This is a genomic window from Chitinophaga lutea, from assembly GCF_003813775.1.
Taxonomy (GTDB): domain Bacteria; phylum Bacteroidota; class Bacteroidia; order Chitinophagales; family Chitinophagaceae; genus Chitinophaga; species Chitinophaga lutea.
Window position 1 is genome coordinate 2,219,777 of record NZ_RPDH01000002.1, and the last position, 14,584, is coordinate 2,234,360.

General features: G+C 51.9%; 8 protein-coding genes and 1 tRNA gene. All 9 read right to left on the minus strand.

Annotated features, from left to right (window positions below; translation table 11 throughout):
• Positions 1-340: 340 nt before the first annotated feature.
• The 9 genes from EGT74_RS21220 to rpoC all read right to left on the minus strand — a co-directional run bounded on the left by EGT74_RS21220 (position 341) and on the right by rpoC (position 14,571).
• A complete protein-coding gene (locus EGT74_RS21220) occupies positions 341-3,415 on the minus strand; it encodes a hypothetical protein (protein WP_123848558.1) in 3,075 nt (1,024 codons plus the stop codon).
• Positions 3,416-3,924: 509 nt separating this feature from the next.
• Positions 3,925-3,995: transfer RNA gene (locus tag EGT74_RS21225), tRNA-Gln, on the minus strand.
• 86 nt (positions 3,996-4,081) lie between these two features.
• Positions 4,082-5,092: a glycosyltransferase family 9 protein gene (locus EGT74_RS21230; protein ID WP_123848559.1), complete on the minus strand. Its 1,011-nt coding sequence runs from the start codon at positions 5,090-5,092 to the stop codon at positions 4,082-4,084.
• A complete protein-coding gene (locus tag EGT74_RS21235) occupies positions 5,076-5,681 on the minus strand; it encodes a DUF4254 domain-containing protein (protein ID WP_123848560.1) in 606 nt (201 codons plus the stop codon). The genes EGT74_RS21230 and EGT74_RS21235 overlap by 17 nt, the downstream gene beginning before the upstream one ends.
• A 536-nt stretch (positions 5,682-6,217) precedes the next feature.
• On the minus strand, positions 6,218-7,594 hold the full coding sequence (locus tag EGT74_RS21240; protein ID WP_317126726.1) for an APC family permease: 1,377 nt from the start codon (positions 7,592-7,594) through the stop codon (positions 6,218-6,220).
• 137 nt (positions 7,595-7,731) lie between these two features.
• Positions 7,732-8,337, minus strand: a complete 606-nt coding sequence (locus EGT74_RS21245; protein ID WP_123848562.1) for an OmpH family outer membrane protein — start codon at positions 8,335-8,337, stop codon at positions 7,732-7,734.
• A gap of 175 nt (positions 8,338-8,512) precedes the next feature.
• A complete protein-coding gene (locus EGT74_RS21250) occupies positions 8,513-9,514 on the minus strand; it encodes a glycerophosphodiester phosphodiesterase (RefSeq protein WP_158618250.1) in 1,002 nt (333 codons plus the stop codon).
• Between the two features lie 194 nt (positions 9,515-9,708).
• A complete protein-coding gene (locus EGT74_RS21255; protein ID WP_123848564.1) occupies positions 9,709-10,149 on the minus strand; it encodes an SMI1/KNR4 family protein in 441 nt (146 codons plus the stop codon).
• Positions 10,150-10,275: 126 nt separating this feature from the next.
• A complete protein-coding gene (gene rpoC, locus EGT74_RS21260; RefSeq protein ID WP_123848565.1) occupies positions 10,276-14,571 on the minus strand; it encodes a DNA-directed RNA polymerase subunit beta' in 4,296 nt (1,431 codons plus the stop codon).
• Positions 14,572-14,584 lie beyond the last annotated feature (13 nt).

A 14,584-nucleotide genomic window follows, 5' to 3' on the forward strand; every position in this document is an offset into this window, starting at 1 on the left:
TGGTGTAAACTTTCATCCGGATTTTCTCACACAGTTGTAAACCTGGCAAAGGTGGGTGCCCCATAATCGGCCGGATGGGTGTAAACTTTCATCCGGATTTTCTCACATTGTTGTAAACCTGACGAAGACCGGTACATTTTTCCGGATTGGCGTCAGTAATCCCGCCACCAGCCTGATAGTCAGAAAAACACCCCACGCCAGGCGGGCATTTGATGGGTGTTCAACGAACCTTCAACGAAGGACCAACGAACCTCCAACGAAGGATCAACTTTCCGGTGATCCTTCGTTCATCCCCCAGGGAAGGTTCGTTGATCCTTCGTTGAAAACGGTGTTACGGCTGTCAACCCTGCGTTGCCAGATACACTTTCAGCTGGTTGAGCACATTCAACGTGTTGCGAATGTTGTAGTTAATGGAAATTCCCTCCATGGGGAGCTGGTTCAGGCTGTTGCGCTGTTTGTCTATCCTGTCCGTGTAGTGGCGCCTGACGAAGTTGAAAACCGGCGAAAGGTCATTCTGGTCGGCGGTGAACGTCGGTTTGAATGCCGCCCATTTCACGGCGTGCGTAGACTCGTTTAAAAAATCCTCTCCCAGGATGCCGGAGAATATTTTCACCAGGTCTTCAAAAAAAGCATATTCAGGCGGATACACCAGGTAGTTGGCGTTCATTTTTGTTCGTATCCCCGTTTCACGATAATCATCGTATGGCGTTACGAGGGAATTATACTGGCTCAGCGTCAGTATGTTCACCACCAGGTATCCCAGGATATTCAGTTCATTCGATTTATCAATGTTGCCGCGGTACAGGAAATCCACATCCAGCTTCGCATCGTTAAGCACAGATTCCCTGATACGGTCGCCTTTATGCAATATTTCGTTGATAACAAACTCGGTAAAGCTGAAATCAAGTATATCCGCGTCGTCGCCGAGTTTCCTGAGTTTGAAATAACTCCTGTCCAGCGCCCTGTTTTTGATAATGGTTTTGGCCTGTTGCCGCCACGACTGGGGATTCAGGGTCCTGAAATTGGGCCCTTCAAAATCGAGGACGGTGATCATTTTCCCATCGTACGGGGATTTCCCTTCCTGGTAGGGGAACGACCGCCGGTAGCTTCGCTGTTCGTATAAAAACCGGATGTTGAGCCCGGAAAAATTGCCTTCTTTGAATTCGCATTCGTAAAGGGTTACCGGGAAATGATAAGACCCTGAAACCCTGTGTACCGTGGAGGTCGTGAATCTGATAACTCCCAGGTCGCGGGCCGTGTTGAAAATATCCAGCACATCCGTATCCACCGCATATACGCGGTGCTCCGGGAAACGGTCGTCATTGTCTATTTCGTTTTCCAGCACGGCCAGTTGTTTATTGGCAAATGCCGACTCCATCGCCGCATAGTATTTCTGCCGCTTGGCCGCCCGCTGTTTGGACGTTCCCTGATAGTGGCTTTTTTTGCCGGGCTCAACGGGCGTGAAAGCCGTTCTGTCAAGCAGCGTATACTTCGTCGTAAGGTATCTTCTATACGGCTTGAAAATCAAATGATAGTTCTTCGCCAGCAGTCGTTGCCGGGTATACTCCGCGAGGATGTCGAACACGGCCAGCGCATGTTTGTGATGCAGCTCCGCTATTTCTTCCACCACTTCTTTCCTGACGAGCGCAGTGCAGAATTCCTTCAGTTGCTCACCTGTTTCCATGAACCGGGCAAAATGGTTCTTCACGAACTTCGAATCGGACTTCGTGATCAGGTGCGCCTGCAGGTATAAATCAACGCCCCTGTTCCATTCTATCGGGTTGGCCAGTTTCCCGGGGAATGTATTGACAAAATTCTTCAGTTTGTTCGTCAGCCCGGAAATGGCCACCGGCACCAGTCCTACCTGGTATTCAAACAGCACGTTATTCATGACCAGCGTCCTTACTCCCGCGCCCGTGGCGGACATGGCATAGCCGCTCAATGCGTTGGAAGTACAGGCGGTTTCGGTAGCATGCACCAGGTAATGGGTGATGTATTTATTGTATTCCACCCTGTATTCGTCCTTGTTGAGATCAAATTTCCGGTCGTTGAAAAGTGTGTTCAGCTGGGCATTGGCGTTGATCACAACACCCATGGCCTGGTTATAGTCGATCAGGTCGATCTTGCCGTTCAACTGATTGAACTGGTCGTTCAGCCGTTGTAACAGCGTCTGCTCTATTTTTCCGTTGCGGATAACCGTTTCCGTTAAAAAGTTCAGCTGCTGCATGATGTTCTTCTGGTTTTCCAGCACCGCGTTAAACCCGTTGATGATCAGTTCAGCCAGCTGTTGCAGTTGTTTGAAAAGATTGTTCCACAGCTTCGCTTCCCCGCCGCTGGAAAACAGACTCAACACCGTCATACCGACGGCCACCCAGGATGCCGTCAGCGCCATGGTTCCTATGGCCGGCTCCGGCATCGTGTACTTCACATAATTGATATAGGCGTCTTTGACGGCCATGGAAACCCGGTAGAAGCCGTCGGCCAGGGTGGGATCTTTGAATAACAGCTGGATGACAGCCCTGCCTATATACAGCGCGCCGGAAATTTCCGCGTCCGTCGCTGCCAGGTTGTTCAGGAACTCCTGGCGCTCCCGCTGGGTACGGGCCTGCTCCGAGGCCGTTTTCCATTCGGTGAAGTACGTGTTCAGGTCACTCAGCACCGCCGTCAGCAATTCATCTTTTTTAGTTCCGTCGTCCACTCTTTGAGCAACGACTTTAACCGGGTGTTTGTCCGGCAGTTTGCTTTCGAGCTCCTTTTTCGGGGCATTAAAGGGGATCCTGCTCCTGGTAATCACCTCCGTTGATTGTAACACTTCTTTTTTCGCACCGGATTCCTTGTAATAGGTTTCAACGGTTCTTCTGCATAAGGCGATGTTATCGTTCTTTACTTTTTCGAATATCCCTTCAATAAATTCCGTAGTGAGTATACCCGTGCCCATCAGTGTCAGTTCCGCCAGTATAACCGGCAGTGTAGCGGTTCCCGCCGCCGCCAGCCCGGCCACCCCTACCCCGATGATCACCGATTGGAACATGGTGTTCAGTTTCGGGAAAGCATCTTCCATGAAGGGGTTTTCCTTATAGTTGCATGCCCTGTACAGTTCGTCGACGGTAACGGGTTTGGATTCCCTGATCTGCTGTATTGTTTCGGGCGTATAATTCCCGCTCCCATCCGTTGCCCCGAAATTCGCGTGAAAATTTGTACGGTAAGCCGCCATTGACTGCTCGAAGCTCAGATCTTTATAATCATTCGCAGCAACCGCCTGCAATAATATTTTCCGGATGGCTTCCTCTTCTTCCGGCTTCAGGTTATCGCTCAGCATACGTTCCACTCCCGGCAGGGCTTTGAGTTGCTCGAATAAAAGCAGTGAGGTGATGGTGGACGCGGATTTCAGCAAAAAAGTCCTTCTGGTAGTCATGGGACAGGTATAGGTTTTGGTTGTTTTGAATGGGAATGTATGAAGGGTAAAATAATTTATTTTGAGCGATTTCCAAATATTCGGGATATCGGGGGTGTGGATGCGGGGTATATTGCCGGTAATTCATGTTTCTCATACGGTTGTCTGCTTCCGTATGCTTTACCGGTCGAAAGTTCAACAGAGAAAGGGCGTCTGCCGGTATTGATTTTTTATTATGATATTCGGTTTCGTTGCCATCATCAATGTGCTAATGATTTGCATTTACACAAGCGAAAAATAGCCGGTTACGCGCGGACGTATGTTGGCCGGAACATAACGATCAGTGTTGTGCTGTCATTTTCCGCTTCGTGGAATTCCGGATGAAAGGAGCGACGTCAACCGTCAATAATCGGCCGATATTCAGCGAGGTCTCGCGGAGGAAATCGAGATGGCCTAAAATGCAAAAACCCGCCGGGCTTGTGCCTGCGGGTTTGAATGTTTTTGGTTACCATTCGTTCGTGTAACCTTTGTTGCCTCACCTGGATTCGAACCAAGACAAACAGAACCAAAATCTGTCGTACTACCATTATACTATGAGGCAATCGTTCGTTGGGATTGCAAAAGTATACTTTTTTTCATTTCTGCAAAAAAAACGGGCGCTTTTTTTATCCGTAGCACCTCAAACCCTCACCCCTTCAGTATTTCACGCACTCTCTCCACTATGCGTTCCGGCGCTAATTGCTCCATACAGGCATGGTCTCCGCGGAAGCAGGGTTTATTGCCGAAAACGGAGCAGGGCCTGCAATACAGGTCTATCTGCACGGCATTTTCTTCCGGCTGGCCAAATCCCATGAAACCGGCGTAAGGATGCGTTGCTCCCCATACCGATACCACTGGCACCCCGAAAAGGGACGCCAGGTGCATATTTGCGGAATCCATGCTCACCATCACGTGCAGCCGGCGGATGATGGCCAGTTCTTCCTGCAGGCTATGGCGACCGGCCACCACCGTCAGGGAAGGGTGCCGGGCGGCCAGTTCCTTCAACTGTGCCACCTCGTGTGCGCCGCCGCCAAACAGCAGGATGTCCGCATCCTCCCGGGCCAGCAGCTGCCGGATGACCTCCTCCATTTTAGCCAACGGATATGTTTTCTCTTTATATGTTGCAAAGGGCGCGATCCCGATCTGCTTCCGGCCGGGCAACAAACGCGTTTCCAGGGCGGTTTCAGCCGCTTTCAGGCCCAAACCGGCAAATACCCGGCGATACCTCGAAATGGTGGTTTCCAGCGGCTGCAGCACCTTGTTTTCCTTGCGCGTCAGCTGTTTTTTCCCCTCGCGGCCCTTGTCGATCACCGCCACGGGAATGCCCAGGAAACGGTAAAAAGAACGGACGATCCGCGAGCGCAGCACATGGTGCAGGTCGGCCACGGCGCTGATTTCGGGATGGTCTTTCCGCAGGGACGAAAACAGCCGGTACAGACCGGCTACGCCCTTGTGGGCGCCCTTCAGGTCGGCGGGATAAAAAACCAGCCCTGGAATCCCCTCACAGAGGGCACCCCAGTTTTTATTGGTCACAAAAACGATGGTCAGCCCGGGATTGGCGGCCAATACCTGTTTCATCACGGGTATCGTCATCGCCGCATCGCCCATGGCGGAAAAGCGGATGGCGAGGATGGTGGGTGAATTACGGCTTCTGGCCATACAGCACCGGGTTGAGGGAAGGGTCGTTGTACATCTTCATCTGCTTGTACACTTTCATGTACTTGCGGCCGGCGGCAATGTCTGCCAGCAGCTCTTCGATGGCGGCCGACAAATCGCGCTGCTGTTCCAGCAATATGTCCAGCTTGGCCTGGCAGGCGCGGCGGTGCTCCTCGGACGCGTCGGGGCGGGTGGCCTCCTCGCGCATGTGATAGATTTTCAGGCCGAGGATAGACAGGCGGTCGATGGCCCAGGCGGGACTTTCCGTATTGATGGAAGCGCCGGCCTGCGGCTGCACGTCTTTGTACTGCGCCAGGAAATAACTGTCGATATACTCTACCATATCGGTACGCTCCTGGTTGGAGCGGTCTATCCAGCGTTTCAGTTCCAGCGCCTTTACCGGGTCGATCCGCGGGTCGCGCACCACGTCCTCAAGATGCCACTGCACCGTGTCTATCCAGTTTTTGGCGTACAACAGGTGCTCGATGGCACTTTTTTCATATGGATTGCTGATAACCCGGTGAATATCATTGTAAACATGGTAATCACGGATACTCTGGTCGAAAATGCGGATGCAAAGTGCGGTAAACATGCAGCAAAAGTAAAAAAAAAGCACACTGTAGATACAGAGTGCCGGGCATAAATCATGTGAATGTTCGAGAATGCAATTGTGTAGGCTCTTAATGGTTCTCTAAAAAGAGGGCTTAATAATCATAAGCGACTTTAAATTTTGTTCGTGAACATGCCTGTTATCAGCATGTTGGTGACGACAGCAACAGGCCGATAACATAGCATGATCAACATATCTTTATATCAATGGGAAAACCGTTCAGTGCGGATTTTCCGTGTCTTTTGTCTGGTTATTTTCTGCGCTTCAGGTATTGTCTTTTCGGGTTACACTTCGCTGTTATGCATCGCTAGGATTAATTGGCATTACTCCACTGTATTCCCTGGAGTCTTGTATAAAGTTAGGACGCAGTGCTGCCATAATGTTGCAGTACCGCAATTTTTCAAAAAATTCAAACCCGTTTTCATAAAGGGCTGGAAGCCCGGTATTTAATGGTTCGCGGGGGCTAACGCACCCGCGTACACGAATCAAAAAAGGCCCCGTTCCCGGAGCCTTTTTGTTTATTTTTTTCTCAATGCGATGTAATACAGCGGGATGCCCAGCAGGATAATCCCGAGGCCCGGGAGGGCATATTCGGGCTCGTAACGCAGCAGCAAAATCGCCAGGGCGGACGCCACCAGGATGTACAGCGCGGGCAGCACAGGGTAGCCAAAGGCCTTGTAGCTGCGGGGGATTTCAGGGCGGGTTCTGCGCAGCACGAAAATTCCCAGGATGGTGATCACATAAAATACCAGCACCCCGAAAATCACCATGGCCAGCAGGTCGTTATACTTGCCGCTCAGGCACAGCAGGCTGGCCCATAGGCACTGTACCCACAGGCCGTAACCGGGTACGTTGAATTTGTTGAGGTGACCGGCTTTTTTGAAGAACAGGCCGTCTTCGGCCATGGTATAATAAATGCGGGCGCCGGATAAAATGAGGCCGTTATTGCAACCGAAAGTGGAGATGATGATCATCACCGCGATGGTCACCGCGCCGATACCGGCGCCGAATATACGTTCTGCGGCGGCCACCCCTACCCTGTCCTGCTCCGCGAACGCGATCTCGTTGAAGGGCAGTACGGCGAGGTACATGAGGTTGGCGGCTACGTAAATAATGGTCACGATCAGCGTTCCGAGCAGCAGGGCGCGGCCGATGTTCTTCTGTGGATTCTTGATCTCACCGGCAATGAACGTCACGTTGTTCCAGGCATCGCTTGAAAACAGCGTGCCTTTCATGGAAACGGCGACGGCGCCGAAAAAGGCCATGGTGCTCAGGGCGGTGGTAATCACCTGCCCGTCGGCCACTTTGAGGCTGCCGCTCACCCAGGCGTTGGCCCAGTTGGCGTTCCAGATCTCGGCTTTGGCGCCGATGATCAGCCCGAAAATAATGAGCCCGAACAGCGAGAATAATTTGGTGAAGGTAAACACGGTCTGGATGATCTTCCCATTCTTCACGCCTTTGGTGTTGATGTACGTGAGCACGATGATCGAGGCAATGGCCACCAGTTGCGCCACCGATAGTTTGAATGCTCCTATCGTCAGCAGTACGTTGTTCTCTCCCAGCTCCGGCGCCAGGTAACCGACGTACTTGGCGAAAGCCATGGCCACCGCGGCGATGGTGCCCGTCTGTATAACACCGAACTGCGTCCACCCGAAAAGGAACGCCACGAACGGATTATAGGCTTCGCGCAGGTATACGTACTGGCCGCCGGCTTTGGGGAACATGCCGGACAGCTCACCGTAACTGAGCGCCGCGATCAGCGTTACCACGCCGGCCAGCACCCACATGGCCATCATCCACCCGGACGATCCCATGCTGCGGGCAACCTCCGCGGAAACAATAAAAATACCGGACCCAATCATGGACCCGGCAACAATCATAGTGGCGTCGACCAAACTTAAACTCGGTTTAAAGGCGTTTTCCTGAGTAGTTGACATGGTAGCGGTTGATATTGTTGTAAAATATTGGTTGATAAAAAAATCCCGGCACAGGATGCCGGGACTAAATTTAAATATATTTCAGGATTCGTCTGTTATTTTTTAGCAGGAGAAGCCTCGTTCAGCGCTTTGATCACTTCAGTGGTGATGTTGAACGCGTCATCTTTATAGAGAATGTTACTGGCGCCGGCGCGGTAAGAGAAGATAAAGGAATAACGTTTGTCTGCGTTGAATTTCTTGATGGTCTCGTCGAGGCGTTTCTGCAGGTCTTCGTTGAACTGCGCTTCCTGCGTCTGCAGCTGCGCGTATTTGTTCTGACGGTCCAGTTCGTGCTGCTGCGCTTTTTTCTGCAGGCTGGCTTCTGCGGCCTGGCCTTCCGCCTGCGTCATGGTCGGCGCTTTCTGCTGCAGGGTGTACAGTTCGTTCTGCAACTGGCGCTCACGCCCGCTGATCTCGTTCTGTGCGCGCTCCTTTTCTTTGTCGAGCTGCGCTTTCTTTTCTTTAAAATATTCGTAGTGTGCTTCCAGTGAGTCAATATCTACGTATGCCAACCGTTGTTCAGTAGCGCCTTTGCCTGAGGCCCCGGTAGAATCGGAGCTGTTGGCTGCGGCAGTTTTATTACCCTGTTGGCAGGCAGCGAATACTCCGGCAACCGCCGCCAGGATGAGCCCGTTTTTCACAAAAAATTGACGAGTGTACATGTTGATCGTAAGATTTTAACTCCAGATGTTTTTTAATGAAATAGTTGTGGCGGCTAAAATAAGGTTTTTGGGATATAAAAAAACGTTAAAATGGAAATGGGGGAAAATTGTTGACAGCAGGGGAAAACAAGGAGGAGAGCGGATGTCAACAGGAAAGACACCCGCTCTCCGGGAATTATTTTACTTTTTCAAGCGCCATTTCAGGCTCGTCGGTGGTCAGGAAGTCGGCGCCGGCTTTCAGGTAAGTGTCCATCTGCCCGGGCTGGTTCACCGTCCAGATATTCACGGTCACCTTGTGTTTGCGGGCTTCCTTGAAAATATTCATGTCTTTGTCGATGACCTTCCAGTTGTAGTCGAAACCCCAGATTTTGTCGGCAGCCAGCTCTGCGGGCGACTTCTCGCCGTTCAGGTACGCCACTTTCGCATGGGGGTCGATGGCGACTACCTTTTTGCAGATATCATAGTCGAAGCTGATGTACAGCATCCAGCCTTCGCATTTGTATTGACGGATGAGGTCCATGCAGGCCTGTGCGAGCTGCTGGCCGCGTTCTTTGCTGACGCGGGAAGGTTTCAGTTCCAGCACCATTTTGGTGGTGTTCTGTTTCATGCCCTCGCGGATGAATTCTTCAAAGGTCGGCACCACCTCGCCGTTTTTCAGCTCCACTTTTTTCAGTTCGGCCACCGGTGTTTCTTCCACCTTTTTACCGCCGATCTCAGGATCGTGAGAGAGTACGGGCACGCCGTCTGACGACAGCCATACATCGAATTCGGAGCCTTCGCAGCCCAGTTTCACGGCATCGCGGAACGAGGTGAGCGAGTTCTGGCTGCCTTCGTGGTGTTTCCAGGCGCCGCGGTGGGCCACCACCTTGTTACGGTTGAAATTGTCCTTCACGAGGATGAACCCCTCTTTGCCCGCCGCCGTGGATACGGTGATGGCGTACTGGTAGGCGGCGTCTTCCTTCACAAGGCTGGCGCGCTTTTTCAGTCTGATTTCGCCGTTTTTGGCGATCGTGAACAAGCCGGAGGTATCTTCTACCAGTTTGGCGGCTTTGGCGGGCGCAGCCCCGTTGAAAAGCTGCCCTATGAGCGCCCCGGGCTTACCCACAGGCACAGTATGGTTATTCAGTTGTACTTTCTGGGCATGTGCTGCGATGGCAATCATCATGACCGGCATCATAAAGAGACTTTTTGTAAGTCGATAACGTAGAGGCATGGTAATATGTTTTCTAATAATTTTCCGGAAAAGGAGATGTTACGGTTTACTTCCATAAACTTTCATATCAGTTACACAAGGTTACAAAATACATCCTTCCTGCAGAAAATCAAAATCATTGGCAAGGTAAAAATAAAGATGGGGCGGCGAGGTTAAATTCATATTATTTCCTGCCGCCAATCATGTAAGCCGCCGCGGTCAAATACATTTCCCTGAAGATATCTTTCCAGGAAAGCAAGCAATGAGGACGTCAGCACAACTTCCTGTTGCCCGTTTTGAACGATTTCAAAGCCGCCTGTCCCGGCTTTCCTCAATTCCCACAAATCCGTGTCAATCATGTAATCGGCGAAGAAGAATCGACCGTTGCCGTAGTTGCCCTCAGATTCGGTGATGTCCTGAAGGCTCTTCATGTTGAATATATCTTCATGGCAGGTAAAGCCGTTACAGATAGCATAAAATTCCGCAAAATCGTCCGGCAGCTTAAATCCTGTTGTTCCCTCGAATGCCGCTATCTCACCGGGTAAAGCCGGTGGATGAAGATCAATCCCGGATATCTTATGCTTAGCCGCAATTAAAGCGACGACCGCTGTCAAATTCATCGGTAAAACTATTATGGCTCATATCAAAGTAGCCCGATTCCGGCAATTATCACCGGAGCCGGCGCCCATGGCATAAAAAAAGGAGAGCGGGTTTCGCTCTCCTTATATACTTCTTTAAAATAAATCCTATTCTTCTTCGTCGAACTGGAACACCTCTTTGGAAGATGCGAGGATGTCGTACTCTTCTTTGGAGCCTACGATCATGTTCTCGAACTCCCGCAGACCGGTACCGGCCGGGATGAGGTGACCGGTGATCACGTTCTCTTTCAGACCGAGCATGTCGTCCGACTTGCCGTTGATGGCTGCGGAAGACAGTACCTTGGTGGTTTCCTGGAAGGACGCTGCGGAAATCCAGCTGTGCGTACCCAGCGATGCTTTGGTGATACCGAGCAGCAGCGGGCTGGACGTGGCAGACTCTGCATCGCGGAATTCCACGAGTTTTTTGTCTGCACGGCGCAGGATGGAGTTTTCTTCGCGTACCTGGCGCAGGGTCACGATCTGACCGGCTTTCATCGTTGCGGATTCACCGGCTTCGGTTACCACCTTCTTATCGAAGATCTGGTCGTTCTCTTCAAAGAATTCGAACTTGTCGGTGGTATCGCCTTCCAGGAAGCGGGTATCTCCCGGATCCTCGATGGTTACTTTCCGCATCATCTGGCGTACGATCACCTCGATGTGTTTGTCGTTGATTTTTACACCCTGCAGGCGGTATACCTCCTGGATCTCGTTCACCAGGTATTCCTGTACGGCAAACGGGCCTTTGATGGAGAGGATGTCTGCGGGGGTGATGGAACCGTCGGACAGTGCAGTACCGGCTTTCACGAAGTCGCCGTCCTGAACCAGGATGTGGCGGGTCAGCGGAACGAGGTACTTCTTGATCTGGCTTTCGCGGCTTTCGATGATGATCTCGCGGTTACCACGTTTGATGTTACCAAACGCTACCACACCGTCGATTTCAGAAACGATCGCGGGGTTGCTCGGGTTACGGGCTTCAAACAGCTCCGTTACACGCGGCAGACCACCGGTGATGTCGCGCAGCTTGCCGATCACGCGCGGAATCTTCACGATTACCTGACCTGCTCTCACGCTGTCGCCTTCTTCAATCACAATGTGTGAACCAACCGGAAGGTTGTATGATTTGGATTCTTTGTTACCATCTACGATGATAGAAGGAATCTTGTTCTTGTCTTTGGTTTCGATCACCACTTTTTCGCGGTGGCCTGTTTGTTCATCGGCCTCTTCGCGGAAGGTAATGCCTTCAATGATGCTGTCGAAACGGAGCGTACCTGCAATCTCAGACACGATAACGGCGTTGAACGGATCCCATGTACAGATCGCATCGCCTTTCACCACTTTCTGTCCGTCTTTTACGTTCAGGGTAGAACCGTAAGGTACGTTGTTGGTGATCAGCAGACGGTCGTTTTTCACGTCCATGATACGGAGCTCACCGGTACGGCCGATAACCACCTGTACTTTCTCGCCTTCGTTGTTTTCGAAGGTAGTGGTACGGAGACCATCGAACTGAACGGTACCGTCGAACTTGGCAGTGAGCGTGGATTCTACGGATGCTGAACCGGCCACACCACCTACGTGGAAGGTACGCAGTGTCAGCTGGGTACCAGGCTCACCGATGGACTGCGCAGCGATGATACCCACGGCATCACCTCTCTGTGCAGTATAACCGGTAGCGAGGTTTTTACCGTAACATCTTACGCACACGCCCCTGCGGCTTTCGCAGGTCAGTACGGAACGGATTTCAACGGTTTCTATCGTGCTGTCTTCGATACGTTTCGCGATTTCTTCCGTGATCTGCTCACCGGCGGCCACCACCAGTTCTTCAGAAAGCGGGTCGAACACGTCGTGCAGGGAAGTACGGCCGAGGATACGGTCGTACAGCGGCTCTACCACCTCTTCGTTGTCTTTCAGCGCGGAGGTAGCAATACCACGGAGGGTACCGCAATCTTCTTCGGTGATCACCACGTCCTGTGCAACGTCTACCAGACGGCGGGTCAGGTAACCGGCATCGGCCGTTTTCAGCGCCGTATCCGCCAGACCTTTACGCGCACCGTGCGTGGAGATGAAGTACTCCAATACGTTCAGACCGTCCTTGAAGTTGGAAAGGATGGGGTTCTCGATGATCTCGGAACCGGTGGAACCGCTCTTACGCGGTTTCGCCATCAAACCTCTCAAACCGGCCAGCTGCTTGATCTGCTGTTTGGAACCACGCGCACCGGAATCCAGCATCATGTAAACAGAGTTGAACCCTTGTTTGTCTGTTGCCAGCTCGCGGATCAGCGTTTCGGTCACTTTCGTGTCCACACGGCTCCAGATGTCGATGATCTGGTTGTAACGCTCGTTGTTGGTGATCAGACCCATGTTGTAGTTATCCCACACCTCGTCCACCTCGCCGGCTGCGCCGTCGATCATGAGCTGTTTGGCGTCGGGGATAATCAGGTCGTTGATATTGAACGACAGACCACCGCGGAACGCCGTACGGAAACCAAGTTGTTTGATATCGTCGAGGAACTTCGCGGTTTTCGGAATGTCGGTGGCTTTAATGATGTCGCCGATGATTTCACGCAGTGACTTCTTCGTGAGCAGGGCGTTTACGAAACCTGCTTCTTTCGGAACAAACTGGTTGAAGATCACACGGCCTACCGTGGTTTCGATCAGCCTGCGCTCCAGGGTACCGTTGGGCAGACGTACATCGGCTTTTACGCGGATGTTCGCATGCAGGTCCACACGGCCTTCGTTGTGCGCAATGATCACTTCTTCCGCAGAGTAGAAAGCTTTGCCTTCTCCTTTTACGATTTCAGTATCGGTAGATTTTTTACCCTTGGAAATGTAGTACAGGCCGAGTACCATGTCCTGAGAAGGCAGGGTGATCGGCGTACCGTTCTGCGGGTTGAGGATGTTGTGTGAAGACAGCATCAGCAGCTGTGCTTCCAGGATAGCGGCGTTGCTCAACGGCACGTGTACCGCCATCTGGTCACCGTCGAAGTCGGCGTTGAACGCGGAACACACGAGCGGGTGCAGCTGGATCGCTTTACCTTCCACCAGTTTCGGCTGGAAAGCCTGGATGGACAGACGGTGCAGCGTCGGAGCACGGTTCAGCATCACCGGGTGACCTTTCAGTACGTTCTCCAGGATGTCCCAAACCACTGCTTCTTTTCTATCTACGAGCTTTTTAGCTGACTTAACGGTTTTAACGATACCTCTTTCGATCAGTTTCCGGATAATGAACGGTTTGAACAGCTCAGCCGCCATGTCTTTCGGCAGGCCGCACTCGTGCAGTTTCAGCTCGGGGCCTACCACGATTACGGAACGGCCGGAGTAGTCCACACGTTTACCGAGCAGGTTCTGACGGAAACGGCCTTGTTTACCTTTCAGAACGTCCGAGAGGGATTTCAGGGCACGGCCGCCTTCTGCTTTCACGGCGTTGGATTTCCTGGAGTTGTCGAACAGGGAATCCACCGCTTCCTGCAGCATACGTTTTTCGTTCCGCAAAATCACCTCGGGCGCCTTGATCTCGATCAGGCGTTTGAGACGGTTGTTACGGATGATCACGCGGCGATACAGGTCGTTCAGGTCGGAAGATGCGAAACGGCCACCGTCCAGGGGAACGAGGGGGCGCAGTTCCGGCGGTACCACGGGGATGTATTGCATCACCATCCACTCGGGGCGGTTGTCAACACGGCCGTTGGCGTCACGGAAGGCCTCCACCACGCTCAGGCGTTTCAGCGCCTCAGCTTTACGCTGCTGGGAGGTTTCGGTAGCGGCCTGGTTGCGGAGCTGGTAAGAAAGGCCGTCCAGGTCGATCCGGGCCAGCATCATTTCTACCGCTTCAGCACCCATTTTGGCGATGAATTTGTTGGGATCTTCATCGGGCAACAGCTGGTTGTCTTTCGGAAGCGTGTCCAGGATGTCCAGGTACTCTTCTTCTGTCAGCAGGTCGCCGTAGTTCAGTCCTTTTTCCTGTTTGATGCCGCTCTGGATCACCACGTACCTTTCATAGTACACGATGGTTTCCAGTTTTTTGGACGACATGCCCAGGAGGTAACCGATTTTATTGGGTAATGATTTGAAATACCAGATATGTACAACGGGCACTACCAGACGGATGTGGCCCATTCTTTCACGACGCACCTTCTTCTCTGTAACCTCTACACCACAGCGGTCGCACACAATGCCTTTATAACGGATACGCTTATATTTTCCGCAATAGCATTCGTAATCCTTTACAGGACCGAATATCCTTTCGCAGAACAAACCATCACGTTCCGGCTTGTAAGTACGGTAGTTGATGGTTTCGGGTTTCAGCACTTCGCCATAAGAACGCTCCAGGATGGTGTCCGGTGAAGCGAGACTGATGGTAATGCTGCTAAAATTTGATTTAGGACGATTTTCTTTTTTGATGGCCATTGTATGTTATTTA

Excerpts from the sequence above, each read along its gene's own strand:
- EGT74_RS21220 (WP_123848558.1), bottom strand. The coding sequence starts at position 3,415 with ATGACTACCAGAAGGACTTTTTTGCTGAAATCCGCGTCCACCATCACC.
- EGT74_RS21230 (WP_123848559.1), bottom strand. The coding sequence starts at position 5,092 with ATGGCCAGAAGCCGTAATTCACCCACCATCCTCGCCATCCGCTTTTCC.
- EGT74_RS21235 (WP_123848560.1), bottom strand. The coding sequence starts at position 5,681 with ATGTTTACCGCACTTTGCATCCGCATTTTCGACCAGAGTATCCGTGAT.
- EGT74_RS21245 (WP_123848562.1), bottom strand. The coding sequence starts at position 8,337 with ATGTACACTCGTCAATTTTTTGTGAAAAACGGGCTCATCCTGGCGGCG.
- EGT74_RS21250 (WP_158618250.1), bottom strand. The coding sequence starts at position 9,514 with ATGATGCCGGTCATGATGATTGCCATCGCAGCACATGCCCAGAAAGTA.
- EGT74_RS21255 (WP_123848564.1), bottom strand. The coding sequence starts at position 10,149 with ATGAATTTGACAGCGGTCGTCGCTTTAATTGCGGCTAAGCATAAGATA.
- rpoC (WP_123848565.1), bottom strand. The coding sequence starts at position 14,571 with ATGGCCATCAAAAAAGAAAATCGTCCTAAATCAAATTTTAGCAGCATT.